We start from the raw sequence: 19,845 nt of genomic DNA on the forward strand, positions 1-19,845 counted from the left end.
CACGCTCCCGGGTCAGGGCACCTGCGGGTGGCCCAGATGGTAGCCCTGCGCGTAGGGCACGCCGAGGTTCTTCAGGGTGTCGAGCTGCTCCGCGGTTTCCACGCCCTCGGCCACGAGTTCGGCCTGGGTACCGCGGGCGAACGTCAGCAACGCCGCGATCAGGGCCTGCATGCGCGGCCGCTGGTCGACCTCGCGCACCAGCGTGAAGTCGAGCTTGATGATATCCGGCGCCAGGCGCAGCACATGCCGAAGGCTGGAGAAGCCGGCACCGGTATCGTCCACCGCGATGCGCAGGCCCAGGGCCTGCAGGGCGGACAGGCAGGCATTGAGCCGCTCGTAATCTTCCACCGGCGTGTGCTCGGTGATCTCCAGTACGAGGCGGCGCATGTCGTGCGCCTGGATCATCGACTTCAACGCGTCGCTGCAGACCGTTTCCGGCGATACGTTGATCGCCAGGTAAGCGTCGGCCGGAAGCCGTTCAAGCTGATCCAGCGCGACCCGGGCCGCCGCCAGCTCCAGCTGGATGCTCATTCCGTGGCGTGCGGCTTCCTCGAACCAGCGTCCGGTCGACAGGTCGTACTCCACCGGGAAGCGCGCGAGCGCCTCGTATCCGACGATCGCGCCATCGGCGAGGCGCACGATGGGTTGCAGGGCGGCCGTGAGCTGCGCACCCTCCAGCACGGCCTCCAAGCGTTCGCGGCCTTCCCGGGATTGCTGGCGGTCGCGATCGCCCTGCCCTTTCCTCTGTTCCAGCGCAGCCCGCATCTGCGCGTGCTCGATGGCCTTGTACAGGCTGGCGGCCACCAGCGTGCTCAGTTGGTCGAGCGTGCGCTGGTCGGTATCGCTGTATGCGTCCGGCGTCGTCGAGACCACCTTGAGCACGCCCACGGCCTGGCGACGGAAATACAGCGGCGCGACCAGCATCGAACGTAGCCCGACGTTGCGGCAGGCTTCGCGGTTGACGCGGGGGTCGGTCTCGCTGTCGTCACAACGCATGACGCGCCCTTCCTCCAGGCACCGGCCCGACAGGCTGCCTTTCACCGGAAGCATCAGGCCGACCTGGTTGCCCGCGATGCCGCTCGCCGACCAGTAGCGCATGTTCTCGCCATCCCGGATCTCGAGCACGGCACCCGCCGATCGCGTCAGTTCTTGCGCGCGATACGTGATCGCATCCACGACGTCCTGCGGGTCCGGGCCGGCAGCGGCGATCTCGCTCTGCGCCGACACGATCCGCGTCAACAGCGCGACCGCATCCTCGTCAGCCATCGCCGGGACCGGTGGCCGCGCCGACGAGAGCGAAATCAGTTTGTTGTTGCGAGCCATCTCCGTCGCTCCCTGCGGATGATGATGGGATGCGCACACGTCCACGCATCACGATGGGACCGATGCTAGGCCTCTCATCTCACAGTTGTCGAGTAAACGAATTTACTACGCAGCAGGTTGTCCAGAATCGCTAAACACGACGCTACGAAAGGACGCGCCCGAGCCCCTGCGCCACGATGTCGAACACTGTCTTTTCCAGGGCAACGGGATCGACTTCATCGAATCCGATGCGGAAGTGCACTTCTCCCCCGGGCGTACGCGAGGAATGGATCGACGAAAGACTGACACCATGCCGCTCGAAGACATGCAGCAAGGCGCGCAGCGATCCGGGGCGATCCTCGGGCAGGTGCACGCTGAGCGCCCGGCCCGCCGCGAGATCGGCCAGCAGGTAACCGATCCGTTCGTAACTGTAATTGCCGGCGGCCAGCGTGGCCTCGCCGATCGCGCTGCGGTTGTCGCGCAGGAACTCATCGCGGAATGCCGCGCGCGCAGCATCGCTGCCCTCACCCACCAGGGTCGCCATGCGCGTGATCTGCGCGCCGAGTGCCTGCAGGACCTCGCCGGCGTGCGGATTGCCGAACTGGATGTCCTCGTAGATTGCGGGATTCAACGACAGGATGCGCGCGACGATGGCGGCATCCATCTCGAAGGACGCCGAGCGGAACGGCATCACGGCGGCCAGGCTGCCCACGTGTGGCGCCTGCCCCTTCAGCACACCGGCCTGCGCGAGATGCGTGGCGTGCACCATGGCCTGCACCAGTGCCATCACGCGGTCGTGCTGCTCGGGCGACGCCTGCACGCACTCGGCCTCGAGGGCGAGCAGCAGGCCGTCCAGCCAGGGACGCCAGCGCTCGAGGCGCGCGTCGCAGACGACCATCACCCTGCCCTTCAGCGTAGGCGACTTGGGCGGCGCGGTCATCGGATGCAGGCCGACAACCTCGGCGCGCGAGCGCAGCATCGCGTCCACCGGCACGGTCTTGATCGAGGTGACGTCGAGCCACAGCTTGCCGGCTTCGTTGCCGTCCGCCAGCGACACGTACCGGGCGATGAGCGATGCGGTTTGGCGGATCGGCGCGGAGAACACCAGCACGTCGGCGCGACGCACCAGCTCGGACTCCCCCGTCGACGACGCGTCCGCAGGGTCATGGCCGATGACGTCCAAACCCATCCGGGTACGGAAGAACTGCTGCAGCCAGCGACCGTAGGCGCCGGCACTGCCGACGATGCCAATGAGGGGTCCGGACACGAAATGGGCTCCGCGAAGGAGCCCTATTCTAGAAGCTTGCCGGGACGGCCGCGCCTCAGGAGGTCATGCGGTCCCAGAACCCCTTCACGCCATCGAGGAACGTCGCCGACTTCGGCGAATGCTTGCGTGCTTCGTCGCCGATGAAGGTGGCCTCGAACTTCTCGAGCAGTTCGCGCTGCTCGTTGGTCAGGTTCACCGGCGTTTCGACCACGACGCGGCAGTACAGGTCGCCTTCGCTGCGGCTGCGCACGGACTTGACGCCCTTGCCGCGCAGACGGAACAGCTTGCCGGTCTGGGTTTCGGCCGGAATGCGGATCTCCGCCTCGCCATGCAGCGTCGGCACACGCACCGTGTCGCCGAGTGCAGCCTGGGAAATGCGGATCGGCACTTCGCAATGCAGGTCGTCGCCATCGCGCTGGAAGATGTCGTGCTCACGCACGCGCACTTCCACGTACAGATCGCCCGCCGGCGTGCCGGGCGGTCCTGCTTCGCCTTCGCCGCTCAGGCGGATGCGGTCGCCGCTGTCCACGCCGGCCGGAATCTTGACCGAGAGGACCTTCTCTTCCTCGACCCGTCCAGCGCCGTGGCAGCTGGTGCAGGGATTGTTGATGGTCTGGCCACGCCCGCCACAGGCAGGACAGGCCTGCTGCATGGCGAAGATGCCGCGCTGCATGCGCACGTTGCCGCGTCCGCCGCAGGTGGTGCAGGTCTCGATCTTGCCATCCGCCGAGCCCGAGCCCTTGCAGGGCTCGCAGGGTGCCAGCGACGGAATTTCGATGCGCTTCTCGACACCGGCGACGGCCTCTTCCAGGTCCAGCTCCATCACGTAGCCGACATCGGCACCACGCCGCGCCGCGCGTGCGCCACCGCCGCCGAAAATGTTGCCGAAAATGTCGCCGAAAATGTCGCCCATGTCCGGGCCGCCCGGACCGCCGCCGCCGCCCATGCCATGTTCGAAGGCGGCATGACCGTGCGCGTCGTAGGCGCGGCGCTTGGCGCCGTCCGACAACACTTCATAGGCCTCCTTGCACTCCTTGAACGCGGCTTCGGCCGCCGCGTCGCCCGGGTTGCGATCCGGGTGGTGCTTCATCGCGCAGCGGCGATAGGCCTTCTTCAGGTCTTCGTCGCTGGCGTCCCGGGCCACACCCAGGACTTCGTAGTAGTCGCGCTTGCTCATGTGCTGTCAGGCTGATCTCGCTGGGTCGCCGGATGGCAAAACGGGAGGCCGTGGCAGGCCACGTCTCCCGTCCGCCGCATCCCGTGGGCCGGGATTACTTCTTGTCGTCCTTCACTTCGGTGAACTCCGCGTCGACCACGTCGTCGGCCGCCGCCGAAGCACCGCCGGCCGGACCGGCACCACCGCCCGGCTGGTCGGTCGATGCCGCTGCCGCATACAGCGACTGGCCGGCTTCTTCCAGCGCCTTGGCCTTGGCCTCGATCTGGGTTTTCTCGTCGCCCTTCATCGCGGTTTCCAGTTCGGCGATGGCGGACTCCACGCGGCCGATCACATCGCCCGGCACCTTGCTGCCGTGCTCGGTGATGGCGCTGCGGGTGGCGTGGATCAGGCCGTCGGCGTGGTTGCGCGCCTGGACCAGCTCCTGGAACTTCTTGTCCTCCTCGCGGTGCGCCTCGGCATCGGCGACCATGCGCGCGATTTCGTCCTCGGACAGGCCCGAACCGGCCTTGATCTCGACCTTCTGTTCCTTGTTGGTCTTCTTGTCCTTGGCCGACACGTGCAGGATGCCGTTGGCGTCGATGTCGAACGACACCTCCACCTGCGGCATGCCACGCGGCGCGGCGTCGATGCCGGACAGGTCGAACTTGGCCAGCGACTTGTTGAAGCGGGCCTGCTCGCGCTCGCCCTGCAGCACATGCACCGTCACCGCGGACTGGTTGTCCTCGGCGGTGGAGAAGGTCTGCGAGGCCTTGGTCGGGATGGTGGTGTTCTTCTCGATGATCTTGGTGAACACGCCGCCCAGCGTCTCGATGCCCAGCGACAGCGGGGTCACGTCGAGCAGCAGCACGTCCTTGACGTCGCCGGCCAGCACGCCGCCCTGGATCGCGGCGCCCAGCGCCACGGCCTCATCGGGGTTGACGTCCTTGCGCGGCTCCTTGCCGAAGAACTCGGCCACCGCCTGCTGCACCTTCGGCATGCGGGTCTGGCCGCCGACGAGGATCACCTCGCCGATGTCGCTGGCGCGCAGGCCGGCATCGTTCAGCGCGATGCGGCACGGCTCGATGGTCTTCTTCACCAGGTCTTCGACCAGGGCTTCCAGCTTGGCGCGGGTCAGTTTGATGTTCAGGTGCTTCGGACCCGACGCGTCGGCCGTCACGTACGGCAGGTTCACTTCGGTCTGCTGCGAGCTGGACAGTTCGATCTTGGCGCGCTCGGCCGCGTCCTTCAGGCGCTGCAGCGCCAGCGGATCCTTGCGCAGGTCGATGCCCTGGTCCTTCTGGAATTCCTCGACGAGGTAGTCGATGACGCGCTTGTCGAAGTCTTCGCCGCCCAGGAAGGTGTCGCCGTTGGTGGCCAGCACTTCGAACTGCTTCTCGCCATCGACGTTGGCGATCTCGATGATCGACACGTCGAACGTGCCGCCGCCCAGGTCATAGACCACGATCTTGCGGTCCGCCCCACCCTCGCCCTTGTCCAGGCCGTAGGCCAGCGCGGCCGCGGTGGGTTCGTTGATGATGCGCTTGACGTCCAGGCCGGCGATCTTGCCCGCGTCCTTGGTGGCCTGGCGCTGGCTGTCGTTGAAGTAGGCCGGCACGGTGATGACGGCTTCGGTGACGGTCTCGCCGAGGAAGGCTTCGGCCGTCTTCTTCATCTTCTCCAGGATGCGCGCGGAGATTTCCTGCGCCGAAAGCTTCTTGCCGTCGCTCGTCTGCACCCAGGCATCGCCGTTCTCATGCGCGATGATGTCGTACGGGACCAGGTCCAGGTCCTTCTTCACTTCCGCGTCGGTGAACTTGCGGCCGATCAGGCGCTTCACCGCGTAGAAGGTGTTCTTCGGATTGGTCACGGCCTGGCGCTTGGCCGAGGCGCCGACCAGCACTTCGCCGTCCTTCGTGTAGGCCACGATGGAGGGGGTGGTGCGGTCGCCTTCCGAATTCTCGATGACGCGGGCCTTGCCGCCGTCCATGATCGCCACGCACGAATTGGTCGTGCCCAGGTCGATGCCGATGATCTTGCCCATTTGAATCTCACTCCCTAGCGAATTCTGATGTTGGACCCGGCGATCGGCCGGGTGGATGGTCCCGATATAGGGGTGCGATGACGCCGTTCAAGCGCCGTCGCGCAGGCGTTCAGTCGTGCTTCGCGACCACCACGAGCGCCGGGCGCAGCAGACGGCCGTTGAGCACGTAGCCCTTCTGGAACACCTGCACGACGCTACCGGGCGCCGCACCGGGTGCATCGGCCTGGCTGATCGCCTGGTGGTGTTCCGGATCGAAGGCTTCGCCGGTGGGGTCGACCAGGGTCAGGCCGTTGTCGCCGGCGACCTTCAGCAACTGCTTGAAGGTGAGCTCCAGACCGTCCTTCAGCGGACTGGACTCGGCGCCGGCGGCGGCCAGGCCAGCGTCCAGGCTGTCGAACACCGGCAGCAGGTCGCCCAGCAGGCGCTCGTTGGCGAACTTGCGGGCCTGCTCGATATCGCGGGCCACGCGCTTACGCTGGTTTTCCAGGTCGGCGCGCTCCAGCAGCGTGGTGGCGCGCAGCTGGTCCAGCTCGTTGCGCAGCGTTTCCAGCTCTGCCAGCAGGGCGGCGTCGGTCTCGGCGGTATCCGGCGCCTGGCCGGACGGAAGGTCGTATTCGTGCTGCTCGTTCATTTCGGTTCCCTGGCGGCAGGTCCAGCCGCCCAACCGGGAACCTATGGGGCCGTAGATTCCGGATTCAAGGCCGCACCCAAGACATCGGCCGCTGCCTGCACCACCGGAATCACCCGATCGTAGGCCATGCGCGTGGGCCCGATGACGCCCAGCACGCCCAGCACCTGCCCGCCCGCCATGTACGGCGCGGTGACCACCGAAACCCCGTCATGCGGCGCCAGCCCCGTGTCCTCGCCGATGAAGATGCGCACGCCGGGTGCCCGGATCGTGCGTTCCAGCAGCTGCAGGATCTCGCGCTTGCGGGCGAAGGCCTCGAACAGGTCGCGCAGCCGCTCCAGGTCGGACAGCTCCTGCACGCCCATCAACCGGGTCTGGCCTGCCAGCACCACGTCGTCGCCGGGCGGGGCCAGTGCCTGCTCGGCCAGTTCGATGGATTCGGCCAGCAGCCCCTCCATTTCGGTCTGCGCCCGGCGCAGGTCGCGCAGCAGGTTGGCGCGGATCTCGGACAGCGGCCGGCCCGCGAACTGGGTGTTCAGGTAATTGGAGATGCGCTCAAGCTCGGAGCGCTCGTAGGGGCGCCGCGTCTCGATGACCCGGTTCTGCACATCGTTGTCGGCGAACACCAGGATGGCCATCACCCGCTGCCCGTCCAGCGGCACGAAGTCGATGTAGCGGAAGGCGAACTGCTCGCGCCGCGGCACGCTGACCACACCGACGAAATGGGTCATGGCCGACAGCAGCTCGGAAGCATTGCCCAGCAGCGCCTGGGTGCCGGCGCCGGCGGACAGTTCGGCGCGCAGGCGCGCCACCTCGCCGTCCCCCAGCGACTTCACCTGCACCAGGCTGTCGACGAACACGCGGTAGCCCTGTGCCGTCGGGATCCGGCCGGCCGAGGTGTGGGGCGAGCTCAGCAGCCCGACTTCCTCCAGCTCGGACAGGATGTTGCGGATGGTCGCCGGACTGACCTCCAGCCCCGCGTGGCGGGCCAGCGTCTGCGACCCCACCGGTTCGCCATCGTGGATGTAGCGCGAGATCAACGTGCGCAGCAACTGGCGGGCACGCGGATCCAGCGGGGGCGATGGCGTATTCATGGCAGCTAGATAACGTCGCGCCCTCGCCTTTGCAAGCCGGCCGCCGGGTGTCTCAGTCGGTGAGCCGGCTCCGCTTACAATCCGCCGCATGCTCAGACATCTCGCCCTGAAGGATTTCGCCGTGGTCCGCGCCGCCGAACTGGAGTTCGGTGACGGCATGACCGTCATTTCCGGTGAAACCGGCGCCGGCAAGTCGCTGCTGGTGGATGCCCTCGGCTTCCTGTCCGGCCTGCGTGCCGACAGCGGAGTGGTCCGCCATGGCGCCGAGCGTGCCGAACTGTCCGCCGAATTCGCCGCCGCCCCCGGTTCGCCGGCGCAGGCCTGGCTGGCCGACAACGAGCTGGACGATGACGGCCAGTGCCAGTTGCGCCGGGTGATCCGGGCCGACGGCGGCTCGCGGGCCTGGATCAACGGCCGCAGCGTGACCCTGTCGCAACTGGCCGAACTGGCCGGCCGCCTGGTCGAGATCCATGGCCAGCACGAGCACCAGGCGCTGCTCGCCCGCAACAGCCAGCTGGACCTGCTCGACGCCTTCGCCCGCAACGACCGCGAGCGCGCCACGGTCCGCGACGCCGCCCGTTGCTGGACGACCCTGCTGCGCGAACGCGAGCAGTTGTCGGGCCAGGGGGATGTGTCCGACCGGATCAATTATCTGGAACATCAACTGGTCGAGCTGCAGTGCGAGGATCTTTCACCCGCCGCGCTGGACGCGCTGGTGGCCAGCCACCGCCGCCAGGCGCACGCGGCCGGCCTGATCCAGGCCTGCGACGCGGCGCTGGGCCAGTTGGCCGGCGACGATACGCCCTCATTGACGCGCCAGTTGCAGCAGGTCAGGGCCGATCTCGCCCGACAGGCCGAACACGAGCCGCGCCTGCGCGACGTGGATGCGCTGCTGGATGGCGCCGCGATCCAGATCGAGGAAGCCCTGTCCCTGCTCGGCCAGGTGCGAGACGACCTAGACGCCGAACCGATGCAGTTCGATGCACTGGAACGCAAGCTCGCCCGCGTGCACGACCTCGCGCGCAAGCACCGCGTGCCGCTGGACGGCCTGCAGGAGCAGAGCGACCGCCTGGCCACCGAACTGGATTTGCTGCGCGGCGCCGGCGAGCGCCTGCTCCTGCTCAACGGTGAGATCGAGACGGCCAGGGCGCAGTGGCGCGATGCCGCGGCCACGCTGACCCGTACGCGTCAGCAAGCCGCGAAGTCCCTGAGCGACACGACCACGGTGCTGATCGCCGAGCTGGGCATGGGCGGAGGCCGGTTCGAGATCGCGCTGGAACCCCTGGAAGGCGAACGTCCCGATCCTACCGGTGCCGAGCGTGTCGAATTCCTGGTCTCGGCCAATGCGGGTCAGCCACCGCGCCCCCTGCGCAAGGTCGCTTCAGGCGGCGAACTCGCCCGCATCTCGCTGGCGATCGAAGTCGCCGCGCTCGGCCTGGACGCCGTGCCCACCATGATCTTCGATGAAGTGGACACCGGCATCGGCGGCGCCGTGGCCGAGATCGTCGGCCAGAAACTGCGTGCACTCGGTGCCGAGCGGCAGGTCCTGTGCGTCACCCACCTGCCCCAGGTCGCCGCGCAGGGCCATGCCCACTATCGGGTCAGCAAGGCACCCGTGGACGGCATGACCCAGAGCGCCGTCGAGAAGCTGGGCGCGAAACAGCGCGAAGAGGAGCTGGCCCGCATGCTGGGTGGCGTGGAAGTCAGCAAGGAAGCCCACGCGGCCGCCAAGCGGCTATTGGCCAACGCGGTCTGAAGGCATCCCACCCTTCTTCCGGTGGGAGCGACGCAAGTCGCGATGAGGTTTCACCGGCGACGCTGCTTCACGACTTACGTCGCTCCCACACCTGCCGCCACGAATCTCCCGCTGTCAGCGCTTCTTGCGGACGTAGAGCACCAGCGAGTGCTCTTCCAGGATATAGCCGTGCTTGGCCGCGATCTCCCGCTGGAGTTTTTCGATCTCGACGCTTTCGAACTCGATGATCTTGCCGGTGTCCACGTCCACCATGTGGTCGTGATGCCCGCCACGATCGAGTTCGTAGACGGCCTGGCCGCCCTCGAAGTTGTGCTTCAGCACCAGGCCCGCGGCCTCGAACTGGGTCAGCACGCGATACACCGTCGCCAGGCCGATCTCATCGCCGTGCTCGAGCAATTGGCGATAGATGTCTTCCGCGCTCAGATGGTGCTGGGCGTTCTTCTGCTCCAGCAACTCCAGGATGCGCATGCGCGGGTGGGTGACCTTGAGGCCGACTTTGCGTAGATCCTGCGATTCCATGGCGTCTCCGTTCACTCTCGGTTTAGCGCCAGCTGCCTGAAGCTCGGTTGCGGCGGTCCGCGGGAGTGTATCATCGGCCCGGTTTCCCACCGTACCTGTCCCAATGCGCAAATTCCTGCTGGTTGCCGTCCTCGCTTCCGCCACCACTGGCTGCGGCATCCTCTACAAGCAGCCGATCTACCAGGGCAACCTGATCGAGAAGACGGCCGTGGACCAGCTGCAGGCAGGACAGAGCAAGCAGCAGGTGCAGTCGCTGCTGGGCAGCCCGTCGATCGCCGACCCGTTCCACGCCGACCGCTGGGACTACACCGCGAGCAACCGCACCAACCGCCGCGGTACCAGCGAGATCAAGAACCTCACGCTGATCTTCAATGGCGGCGTGCTGGCCAGTTGGGAAGGCGAGTATTTCCCCGAGGCGGACCTGCAGCTATCGCGCGACGTGCGCAAGTTCGGTCCGAACCTCGCCAAGGAAAAGAAGAAGGGCGGCCGCCGCCGCTAAGCGCTCAACCGCGCGCCCGACGCCGGCGCGCCTCTTTCGGGTCGATCAGCAACGGCCGCAGCACTTCCACGCGGTCGCCTTCGTTCAATACGGTGGCGCTCGTGGCATTCACACCGTGCACCGCGACGCCCGTATGCTCCGCATCCGCAAAGCCGCTGGCCGCGAGCGCATCCGCCACGGTGTCCCCCGCTGACATCTCCAGCGCCACCGATTCGAACCGGTGCGGCCATGCCCGGATCACTTCCACCCGCACGTCATTCGCCCCGATCGGCGGCACGCACGAAGTCGTCCACCATGCGGTCCGCCAGCCCCTGAAAGCCCAATGCCATTGCCGGCGCCAGCAGGCGGCTGGACGGCTCGAATTCCAGCGTCAGCGTGACCTTGCAGGCCGATTCGTCCAGCGCGTGGAAGTCCCAGCGCCCGTGCAGCTTGCGGAAAGGCCCGTCGACCAGGTTCATGTCGATGCGGTGCGGGCGGTCCAGCGTGTTTTCAGTGGTGAACCAGGTCCGCAGCGAGCCCAGCCCAAGGTCGAGCCGGGCGACCAGCCTCGCCTCACCCTGCTCGATCAGGTCGGCGGCGCTGCACCAGTCGAACCGGCGCGGATAGGCGGCCACGTCGTTGACCAGGTCGAACATCCGGGTGGCCGAGTGTTCGACCAGGGCGCTGCGGCGGATCGTTTGCATGTGGCTCGCGTAGGGTTCCGCCTTCGGCGACAATAGGACGGATGGCAAAGAAACCGGACAAGAATAAAGCAACGGGCACGATCGCGCTGAACAAGCGCGCCCGTCACGAGTACCACTTCGAGGAGCGCTACGAGGCGGGCCTCGCCCTGCAGGGATGGGAACTGAAGGCGATCCGCGCCGGTCGCGCCAACATCACCGAGGCCTATGCGATCGTCCGTCATGGCGAGATCTTCCTGTTCGGCGCGCAGATCACGCCGCTGATCCAGGCCTCCAGCCATGTGGTGGCCGACGACCGTCGTACCCGCAAGCTGCTGCTGCACCGGAACGAGATCGACAGCCTGATCGGCAAGGTCGAGCGCGACGGCTACACGCTGGTGCCGACCTCGCTGTACTGGAAGGGCAACAAGGTGAAGGCCGAGATCGCCCTGGCCAAGGGCAAGCAGACCCACGACAAGCGTGCGAGCGAGAAGGACCGCGACTGGGCACGCGAGAAGTCGCGCGTGATGCGCCAGCACAACAAGGATGCGTGAGACCCCGGATCGGATGTGGATGTTGGGTGTGGGAGCGACGTAAGTCGCGAGCGCTTCGGCCAGCGCTCCCCCTATCAACCGGGCTTGCATCCCTGGCGTGCCTATCGGGAACAGCGATCGCGACTTACGTCGCTCCCACAACCGGCCTCCACTAGGTGAAGCCCGGTTGACCCCCGCCCACCCCGAGCCTTGTCACCTGCCTACCCCGCCCCTACACTGGTCTTCGTCAGGACGTTTCTGACTCCCGGGGGTGCACTGGCTTCGACGGGGGTTGCGAAGTTGCCTGGTGCATGCCGAGGGGGCAGCTTTCCTCGTAAATCCAGCGGCAAAACTCTAGTTGCCAACGACGACAACTACGCTCTCGCCGCTTAAGGCGTAAGCCCTGAAACTGCTTGTGTCCGTGCTCGCAGCGTAAGGTCATCATCACGGAATCGCCGGGAGTGGCTGCCTGTCAGCTTCCGGTTAACCTAAAACAGGCTGGTCCTGCGGTGCGCTTCGCCCACCGTGCTGTCGCAGGACGAGATCCAACGGTGGGATAAGCATGTAGTACCGGGGATGGAGTGCCTTCGGACGGCGGTTCAATTCCGCCCACCTCCACCATTCAGAAAGCCGGAACCGCGAGGTTCCGGCTTTTTCTTTGCCCGTCGGTTCGCTCGCCTCAGATTGAGCCCGGATCCGGCCTGCCGGCTTGGTGCTTCCTGTAAAATTGCCGTCTTTTTTGAGTGTCAGCGTGGCATTACCGCAATCCCGGGTCGCCGTCTCGGCCCCCGCCTTCGTCCGGCGCCTCGCCCGGCTGGGCGACCTCGACCTCCCTGCTGCCCCCGCATTGTCCGAGCGACTCGGCCAGTGGCTCGACTGGAACCGCGCCATCGCGCTGTCGCGGGCCCTCGACGGATCGACGGCTGGACCCAGCGACGCGATCCCGGTCGATGCAGAGGAAGCCGCCTGCGCGCGTGCTCGCGCGACCCTGACCACCGCGATCCTGCGCCGAGACCGGCTGGACCTGCTGGCTGGGGACGACGTAGCGCCGTTCCACCGCCACTGCCTGGACCTGCAGCGCTCGATGCAGGCCGCTACCGGCCAGCTGCGTGGGCGCCTGCGCGATGCATTGGCGAAGGGCACCGCCGACCAGGCGCGGCTGGCCGAGGTCGACGCGGTCATGGAGATGACCCTCAGCCCGCGCGAGCAGACCCTGCTGGCCGCCACCCCCACCCTGCTCGGCCAGCATTTCGACCGGTTGAAGCAGACCAACGCCGACGCGGCGGACGACACGTGGCTGGCCACGTTCCGCCGCGACCTGCAGGACGTACTGCTCGCCGAGCTCGACGTTCGCTTCCATCCCATCGAAGCGCTGCTCGCCGCGCTTCGTTCTTCACCTGTTTCCGGAACACCATGAACCGACATTTCCTGTTCGCGCCCCTTTCCCTGCTGGGCCTCGCCATCGTCACCTGGATCGGGGCCGGCTACGTCGGTACGCATGCGCTGGGCGTGGTCGTCACCCTGGTGATCGGCGCCTGCTACCTGGCGGGCGTGCTGGAACTGCATCGCTACCGGCAGGCGACCGACACCCTGCTGCGCGCCGTCGCGGACACCTCGGCCGCCAAGGACGGACTATCGGCGTGGCTGTCGTCACTGCACGCGAGCCTGCGCCCCTCGGTGCGCCAACGCGTCGAAGGCGAACGCGTCGCGCTGCCCGCTCCGGCCCTGACGCCGTACCTGGTCGGTCTGCTGGTGCTGCTGGGCATGCTCGGCACGCTGCTAGGCATGATGGCCACGCTGCGCGGCACCGGCCTGGCGCTGGAAAGCGCCACCGACATCGACGCTATCCGCGGCTCTCTGGCGGCACCGGTGAAAGGCCTGGGCTTCGCGTTCGGCACCTCGATCGCCGGTGTGGCGGCTTCGGCCGTACTCGGCCTGCTTGCCGCGCTCAGCCGTCGCGAGCGGCTGCAAGCCGTGCATCTGCTCGATGCGGAAATCGCCTCCTCACTGCACACGCATTCGCAGGCATTCCAACGGGAGGAATCGTTCCGCCTGCTGCAGCAGCAGGCTGCGCTGATGCCGGACCTGGTCGAACGCCTGCAGGCGATGGTGGCGTCGATCGAAACGCAGAACGCCGCCGCTGGCGAACGCCTGGCCACACACCAGCAGGCCTTCCACGAACGTACCGAAGCGGCACAGGCGCAGTGGGCCACGTCGTTCGAGCAGGCACTGAAGTCAGGGGTCGACGCGAGCGCGCGTGCCGTGGTCGCCGCACTGCAACCGTCGACCGAAGCGACGCTGGCCGGGCTCGCCCGCGAAAGTGTGGCGATGCAGACCACCGTCACCGAGGCCGTACAGCGCCAACTGGATGGACTGAGTGCTGGCTTCGGTGCCGCCGCAACGGCGGCAGCGGCCAGTTGGACGACAGCGCTCGAGCAGCAGCAGCGCTCGAACGCTGCGCTCACCGGCGACATGCAGGCGCTGACCGAGCGCCTGTCCCTTGCATTCGACACGCGCGCCTCCGCGCTGATCGACGGCGTGTCGTCGCAGCTGGAACGCAGCGCCGCAACACAGTCGGACCGCTGGAACCAGGTGCTCGCACAGCAGGAAGCCACCAGCGCCGGCATCGCCGCGCGCAACGAGCAGGCCCTGGCCGCCAACGCCGACGACATGCGGCGCCACGCCACGTCGCTCCTCGACGCGATCGCGTCGTCGCATGCCGATGTCCAGCAGGCGCTCGTCGCGCAGGATGAACCACGTCTCGCAGCGTGGGCGGAGCGGCTGGCGACGACCGGCGCCATCCTGCAGACGCAGTGGGAACAGGCCGGCGCACGGACTGCAACTCTGCAGCAGGACATCTGCGACGCCCTGTCGCGCAGCACGCAGGACATCACCGCGCAGGCGCAAGCGCATTCCGCCCAGACCATCGCCGAGATCTCGCAACTCGTGCAGGTCGCGTCGGAAGCGCCGCGTGCGGCGGCGGACGTCATCGCCGAACTGCGGCAGAAGCTGTCCGACAGCATGGTCCGCGACACCGCGATGCTGGAAGAGCGCAATCAGCTGATGGGCACATTGCAGACCCTGCTCGACGCGGTGAACCACGCCTCCACCGAACAGCGCGGCGCCATCGATGCGCTGGTTGCCACCTCGGCCGACCTGCTCGACCGCGTAGGCACCCGCTTCACCGACCATGTCGAAGCCGAGACCGGCAAGCTGGGCGGCATCGTCGCGCAGGTCGCCGCCGGCGCCACCGAAGTCGCCAGCCTCGGCGACGCGCTCGGCACCGCGGTGCAAGCCTTCGGCCAGTCGAACGAGGAGCTGCTGGTTCGGCTGCAGGGCATCGAAAGCGCGCTCGACCGTTCGCTGGCGCGCAGCGACGATCAGCTCGCGTACTACGTGGCGCAGGCTCGCGAGGTCATCGACCTCAGCCTGTCCGCGCAGCGGCAGATCACTCTCGACCTGCAGCAGTTGGGCGGCGCGCAGCCGGCAGAAGCCGCGTGAGCGTCGAGACCGGAGACGACGCCGAGCTCGGCGCGCCTGTCTGGGCCAGCTTTGGCGACCTGATGTCGGTGCTGTTGGGCGCATTCGTGCTGGTGCTGGTCGGTGTGATCGCCGTGCAGGCGCAGCTGTCGCAGCGACTGGACGAGGAAGTGAAGCGCCGCGAGCTGGAAGCGCAGCAGCGCAAGGCACTGGAAGAGGCGCTTGCCGAACCGCTGGCCGAAGGCCGGGTGACGATCGTGGACGGCCGCATCGGCATCCGCGGCAACGTGCTGTTCGCGCTGAACTCCGACCAGTTGCAGCCGGAAGGCCGCGAACTGCTGAAGGGCCTGGCCGCGCCGCTGGCCGGCTACCTGCGCACGCGCGACGAGATCCTGATGGTCAGCGGCTTCACCGACGACCGCCAGGTGAGCGGCAACAACCGCCAGTTCGCCGACAACTGGGAGCTGTCCGCACAGCGTTCGCTGACCGTCACCCGCACGCTGATCGCCGACGGCGTGCCGTCGTCGTCAGTCTTCGCGGCCGCGTTCGGTGCCGAGCAGCCGGTCAGCGCGAACGACAGCGAGGACGGTCGCGCACGTAACCGTCGCGTCGAGATCGCGCCGATCGCGCGTCCCGCCAAGCGCCAGGCCACGCCCTGATGGACGGCGACGCCCTGTCCGCCGCCGCGCAGCTGGCAGGCTGGCGCGCTCGCGGCGCCGAGCGCATGGACCCGGTGCGCTTCGCCTTCATCGACGCGCTGGCGACACGGGCGCGCGCCCACGAAGGCGCGGCCCGACGCCTGCTGGACGCACGCCTGTCCGGCCTGATCGCGACCTATGCCAGCGATCTCGCAACATGGACGCCGAGGTCGCCACGCGAGACCGCGCCATCCGAAGACAGCGCACTGCGCCTGCTGGTGACCGCATTGCAGTCGCGCACCCCTGGGCAGCCGACCGCGGACACGCACACCGGTACGCCGGCCGGCCACGCACCAGCGGTGCTCGAGGAGGCCCGCCGCGTGTGGACCCAGGTGCGCACCGACAGCCAGCTGCGCGCGTCGCTGGACGATCTGCCTGCCGACGCCGGCCCGCTCAACTCCGGCAAGCTGGTGCACCGTGCGCTGCACTTCATGCGCGATGTATCGCCGGGTTATCTGCAGCATTTCATCGCCTACACCGACACGCTGTCGTCGCTGGAGCGCCTGCAGCAGGAACGCAGTCCCGTGGCGCCGCTCGGCGCGGACAGCGGCAGGCCCGCTCGCCGCAGCCGGACCCGCAAGCGCCCGGCCTGAGTCCGGGCGCTCATCGCGGGCGCGATCTCAGTCGCGATGAATCATCCGTAGCGCGTCATCGTGACCGACATCGCGCCCACGGCACGTCTTCCCTACCGTTCACGCTCCGGGTACAGCAGATGGCGCTGCCGCAGTGTCCGGAACTGTTCGAGTGCAGGCGCCCAGCGGGCCTCGATGACATCGATGCCCTCTCCGCCCGTGATGGCCCCGCGCAGCCACGGCACGCCGGCAAGCCGGTCGAAAAACGGCGGATCGCCGGGCAGGAACGCGAAATCCTTCGGATGCTGATCGTGCAGCGCCTTCAGCACGGCAACACCGGTACGCACCGGACGGAAGGCGGTGCGCTCGGTGACATGCAGCTGGATGCCCGCGCAGGCCTCGCCGGCATGCTTGGAGAACGTAGGCGTGAACCAGGTGGGACGGAAATGCACGCCCGGCAGTTGCATGGCGTTGAGTCGTTCTGCGAGCGCTCGCGCATCTACCCAGGGCGCACCCACGGTCTCGAACGGTCGCGTTGTGCCACGGCCTTCGGAGACGTTGGTGCCTTCCAGCAGGCCCGTACCCGGATAGACCAGCGCGGTGTCGGGTGTCGGCATGTTGGGGGACGGCGGCACCCAAGGCAGCGCGCTTCGCAGCGGTTCGTCGCCCCGCTGCCAGCCGTGCATCGCCACCACGTGCAACTCGGCGCCGATGCCGAACTCGCTGTTGAACAGCATGGCCAGTTCGCCGAGCGTCATGCCGTGCCGCAGGGGAATCGGGAACAGGCCTACGAACGAGGCCAGCGGGGGCTCGAGCACCGGGCCTTCCACCAGGACCCCGCCCATGGGATCGGGACGGTCGGCGACAACGACGGGAATGCCCGCGCGCTTAGCGGCGTGCATCACCCCGGCCAGCGTATACGGGTACGTGTAGAAGCGCGTGCCGACGTCCTGGATGTCGAACACCAGCACGTCGATGCCTTCCAGCATGGCCGGCGTCGGTTCGCGATGCTCCCCGTACAGACTGTGCACCGGCAGGCCGGTGACGGCATCGCGCGTGGACGCGACCTTGTCGCCGGCCTGCACGTCGCCGCGCACGCCGTGTTCGGGACCGAACAGCGCCACCAGCTTGAAATCCGACTGCCCGGCGAGGCGATCCACGCTGCTGCGCAGTTGCGCATCCACGCCGGTGGCGTTGGTCACCAGCCCCACCCGCTTGCCCCGCAGCAGGTCGAGGCGCTGCTCCAACAGCACCTCGATACCAAGGCGTGGCGCGGTGACGGCGCAGTCGCAGACGGGTTCGTCGACCACAGATTGGGCCGACAGCGCGGGCGCCACAGCACCGGCGCAGAGCAAGGCAAGCATCAGTCCGCGCGCCGTGGGGCGCAGTGCAGCATGCAGCGGACGAGGGAACCGGGGCATAGTGTCGCGACCGTTTGCTATCGTTGTCGCGACGATAGCAGCCTGCGTCCGGCACCGTGCGAAGGGGATCTGCCGCCGGTACCGACGCATTCTTCCGTTGTCAGGTGAGGGATCCGATGTCCCGTATGGCGAAACGCATCATGCACAGCATGTCTTTCCTTGTCATGGCCGGCGTGCTGGCCCCCGCGGCGGCCCAACCCGCATCGAACCGCCTGGGGGTGTCGCCGTCAGCGCAATCGCAGGATTTCGTGGCGAACAAGCAGCAGTTCCAGTTGCACAGCCTGCTGACCGAGCAGCGCCATCCACGCAGCTTCGACCTGAGCACGCGCATCGCCGCCGATACCACCGATGGCCTGGCCTCGCTGCTGGCGGTGGACGAAGACATCGCCAAGGCGCTGCGGGGCGTGGCTGACGATCCGGCCCGGCTGGCCGCGCTGGAGACCGCTTCGCACGAGATCACCCGCGCATTGCGCGAAGGCCACCGCCTGTACTTCTACGGAACCGGTTCCACCGGCCGTCTGGCCGAAACCATCGAGAGCGGCCTGTGGCGGCCCTTCTGGCAGCGCACCGCGCAATCGCCGCTCTCGGCGAAGATCGATGCACGCTATCCCGCCCTTGGCGAGCGCGTGCGCGGCGAGATCACCGGCGGCGACCGTGCACTGATCGCTTCGCTGGAAGGCTTCGAGGACATTCCCGAGATCGGCCGACTGCAGCTGCAGGACAATGGTATCCGGCCGCACGATCTGGTGTTCGCGGTCACCGAGGGCGGTGAAACGTCCGCCGTGATCGGCACCGCACTGGCCGCCGCCGACCAGGCAGGTACGGACGCGCGGCGCACCTGGTTCGTCTACAACAATCCCGATGACGTGCTGCGCCCGTTCGAACGCAGCCGCCGCGTGCTCGACGATGCGCGTATCACCAAGATCGCGCTGCCGACAGGTCCGCAGGCGATCACGGGTTCCACCCGCATGCAGGCCACCACCACCAGCCTGTACGTGCTGGGTGTCGTGCTGGAAGACGCCACCCGCGCACTGCTGCGCGACGTGTTGTCGGCCGACGAACTGGCGTCGCTCAGCTTCGGCGAGGCCAGCATCGCTGACCGCCTGCGCGGCTTCACCACGCTGCAGCAGACCGCCGCGGCCGCTGCGCCCAGGCTGGCCGCATGGACCGATCGCGAGGCCGCGAGCTACGCGAACGGCCACCGCGCCACCTACCTGGCCACGCGCGCACTGATGCCGGTGTTCGTGGACGTGACCGAACGCGCGCCGACATTCCGCCTGGGGCCGCTGGATGCGGTCAATGCGACCGAGCGTCGTTCCTGGATCCAGGTGTGGACGCCGGCCGACGACGGCGCGCAGGCCTGGCAGGCACTGCTGCACCGGCCGTTCCATGGCCTCGACAAGGCGCTGTACCTGCCGCCGTTCGAGAACGGCATCGCCGATCCCTACCTGAAGGAAGCCGCGCTGCGTGGCCTGTCCAATGCCGGCGACGAACAGCAGGCGCTGTACGACCTGTCGTACTCCGCGGCGAACATGCAGCGCAATGCGCCCGCCGCAGGCGATTCCGGCGCGCTGATCCTGCTCGGTGACGAAGCGCACCAGGCTGCCAACCGCACGTGGCTGGAGGCGGCGACGGCGGCCGGTGCGGAACTGGTCCTGTTCTCGGTGTCCGCGCGACCGCTGGATTCGGACGTGCTGCGCGATGTCGCCGCCCTGCCCCGTCCGGTGCCGGTGATCGCGGTGACGGTACCGCAGCGCGATGCCTTCGAGCTCAACCAGACCATCGTGCTGAAGATGCTGCTCAACGCGCATTCCACCGGCGTGATGGCCAAGCGGGGCCGCGTGGTCGGCAACACCATGACCAGCGTACAGCCCGGCAACCTGAAACTGATCGGCCGCGCGACGTGGCTGATCCTCTCGCACGTCAACGGCGTGCTCGCCACGCCGACGTGGCGCGATGCGCACGGCACGACCGCAGCGTTGTCCTATGCGGAGGCCAACGCCGTGCTGTTCGAGGCCATCGAACAGCGGCGCAGCGCCACCGGTGCATCCGCACTGCCGGAAGTGGAGTTGTCCGTGGTCGCGGTGCTGGACGCACTGAAGGCCGGCAAGCCGGTTGACTGGAGCGCCGCGGCGGCGACGTTGCGCGGTGGCGGCCTGAACCGCTACCTCGCGCCCTACGCGGCTTCCACGCCCTGAGGAAACGCGCTCCCTGTCCGGG

Annotated in this window: 18 protein-coding genes and 1 other RNA gene; 9 read left to right on the forward strand and 10 right to left on the reverse strand. The window is 67.8% G+C overall.

Annotated elements, in window-relative coordinates; all coding sequences use genetic code 11:
* Positions 1 to 12: 12 nt before the first annotated feature.
* The 6 genes from IB230_RS02070 to hrcA form a co-directional block, all read right to left on the reverse strand.
* Positions 13 to 1,323, reverse strand: coding sequence for an EAL domain-containing protein (locus IB230_RS02070; protein WP_192268244.1), 1,311 nt, complete (start codon positions 1,321 to 1,323; stop codon positions 13 to 15).
* 142 nt (positions 1,324 to 1,465) lie between these two features.
* Complete coding sequence (locus IB230_RS02075) at positions 1,466 to 2,569, reverse strand: prephenate dehydrogenase (RefSeq protein ID WP_192268246.1); 1,104 nt, start codon at positions 2,567 to 2,569, stop codon at positions 1,466 to 1,468.
* A 55-nt stretch (positions 2,570 to 2,624) separates the two neighbouring features.
* A complete protein-coding gene (gene dnaJ / locus IB230_RS02080) occupies positions 2,625 to 3,746 on the reverse strand; it encodes a molecular chaperone DnaJ (RefSeq protein WP_192268248.1) in 1,122 nt (373 codons plus the stop codon).
* 94 nt (positions 3,747 to 3,840) lie between these two features.
* Complete coding sequence (gene dnaK, locus IB230_RS02085; RefSeq protein ID WP_192268250.1) at positions 3,841 to 5,766, reverse strand: molecular chaperone DnaK; 1,926 nt, start codon at positions 5,764 to 5,766, stop codon at positions 3,841 to 3,843.
* A 109-nt stretch (positions 5,767 to 5,875) separates the two neighbouring features.
* Positions 5,876 to 6,397, reverse strand: coding sequence for a nucleotide exchange factor GrpE (grpE, locus tag IB230_RS02090; protein ID WP_192268252.1), 522 nt, complete (start codon positions 6,395 to 6,397; stop codon positions 5,876 to 5,878).
* A 41-nt stretch (positions 6,398 to 6,438) separates the two neighbouring features.
* Entirely contained in the window at positions 6,439 to 7,488 is a 1,050-nt protein-coding gene (gene hrcA / locus IB230_RS02095) for a heat-inducible transcriptional repressor HrcA (protein ID WP_192268254.1), read from the reverse strand.
* 88 nt (positions 7,489 to 7,576) lie between these two features.
* On the opposite strand from hrcA, the gene recN reads away from it, so the two are divergent.
* Entirely contained in the window at positions 7,577 to 9,244 is a 1,668-nt protein-coding gene (gene recN, locus IB230_RS02100; RefSeq protein ID WP_192268257.1) for a DNA repair protein RecN, read from the forward strand.
* A 114-nt stretch (positions 9,245 to 9,358) separates the two neighbouring features.
* Here the strand turns inward: recN and fur are convergent, their stop codons facing one another.
* A complete protein-coding gene (fur, locus tag IB230_RS02105; protein ID WP_192268259.1) occupies positions 9,359 to 9,763 on the reverse strand; it encodes a ferric iron uptake transcriptional regulator in 405 nt (134 codons plus the stop codon).
* 103 nt (positions 9,764 to 9,866) lie between these two features.
* Here fur and bamE point away from each other — a divergent pair, with 103 nt between their 5' ends.
* Positions 9,867 to 10,262 carry an outer membrane protein assembly factor BamE gene (bamE, locus tag IB230_RS02110; RefSeq protein ID WP_192268261.1) on the forward strand — a complete coding sequence of 132 codons (396 nt, stop codon included), beginning with the start codon at positions 9,867 to 9,869 and terminating at the stop codon, positions 10,260 to 10,262.
* 4 nt (positions 10,263 to 10,266) lie between these two features.
* Here the strand turns inward: bamE and IB230_RS02115 are convergent, their stop codons facing one another.
* Together IB230_RS02115 and IB230_RS02120 are read right to left on the reverse strand one after the other, a co-directional pair.
* Entirely contained in the window at positions 10,267 to 10,515 is a 249-nt protein-coding gene (locus tag IB230_RS02115; protein WP_192271216.1) for an RnfH family protein, read from the reverse strand.
* A gap of 1 nt (position 10,516) precedes the next feature.
* Entirely contained in the window at positions 10,517 to 10,945 is a 429-nt protein-coding gene (locus IB230_RS02120) for a type II toxin-antitoxin system RatA family toxin (protein ID WP_192268263.1), read from the reverse strand.
* A 41-nt stretch (positions 10,946 to 10,986) separates the two neighbouring features.
* Here IB230_RS02120 and smpB point away from each other — a divergent pair, with 41 nt between their 5' ends.
* The 6 genes from smpB (at position 10,987) to IB230_RS02150 (ending at position 16,225) form a co-directional block, all read left to right on the forward strand.
* Complete coding sequence (gene smpB / locus IB230_RS02125) at positions 10,987 to 11,475, forward strand: SsrA-binding protein SmpB (RefSeq protein ID WP_192268265.1); 489 nt, start codon at positions 10,987 to 10,989, stop codon at positions 11,473 to 11,475.
* 246 nt (positions 11,476 to 11,721) lie between these two features.
* Positions 11,722 to 12,075, forward strand: a transfer-messenger RNA (tmRNA) gene (ssrA, locus tag IB230_RS02130).
* A 130-nt stretch (positions 12,076 to 12,205) separates the two neighbouring features.
* Positions 12,206 to 12,871: a DUF3348 family protein gene (locus IB230_RS02135; protein ID WP_192268267.1), complete on the forward strand. Its 666-nt coding sequence runs from the start codon at positions 12,206 to 12,208 to the stop codon at positions 12,869 to 12,871.
* Complete coding sequence (locus IB230_RS02140; protein ID WP_192268269.1) at positions 12,868 to 14,955, forward strand: DUF802 domain-containing protein; 2,088 nt, start codon at positions 12,868 to 12,870, stop codon at positions 14,953 to 14,955. The genes IB230_RS02135 and IB230_RS02140 overlap by 4 nt, the downstream gene beginning before the upstream one ends.
* On the forward strand, positions 14,952 to 15,593 hold the full coding sequence (locus IB230_RS02145) for an OmpA family protein (RefSeq protein ID WP_192268271.1): 642 nt from the start codon (positions 14,952 to 14,954) through the stop codon (positions 15,591 to 15,593). Before IB230_RS02140 ends, IB230_RS02145 begins: the two co-directional genes overlap by 4 nt.
* Complete coding sequence (locus IB230_RS02150) at positions 15,593 to 16,225, forward strand: DUF2894 domain-containing protein (protein WP_192268273.1); 633 nt, start codon at positions 15,593 to 15,595, stop codon at positions 16,223 to 16,225. The genes IB230_RS02145 and IB230_RS02150 overlap by 1 nt, the downstream gene beginning before the upstream one ends.
* A 92-nt stretch (positions 16,226 to 16,317) precedes the next feature.
* On the opposite strand, the gene IB230_RS02155 is transcribed toward IB230_RS02150, so the two are convergent.
* Positions 16,318 to 17,568, reverse strand: a complete 1,251-nt coding sequence (locus IB230_RS02155; RefSeq protein ID WP_192268275.1) for a DUF1343 domain-containing protein — start codon at positions 17,566 to 17,568, stop codon at positions 16,318 to 16,320.
* A 206-nt stretch (positions 17,569 to 17,774) separates the two neighbouring features.
* On the opposite strand from IB230_RS02155, the gene IB230_RS02160 reads away from it, so the two are divergent.
* Entirely contained in the window at positions 17,775 to 19,823 is a 2,049-nt protein-coding gene (locus IB230_RS02160; protein WP_225589137.1) for a hypothetical protein, read from the forward strand.
* Positions 19,824 to 19,845: the final 22 nt, after the last annotated feature.

This window comes from Pseudoxanthomonas sp. PXM01 (genome assembly GCF_014851815.1).
GTDB lineage: Bacteria > Pseudomonadota > Gammaproteobacteria > Xanthomonadales > Xanthomonadaceae > Pseudoxanthomonas_A.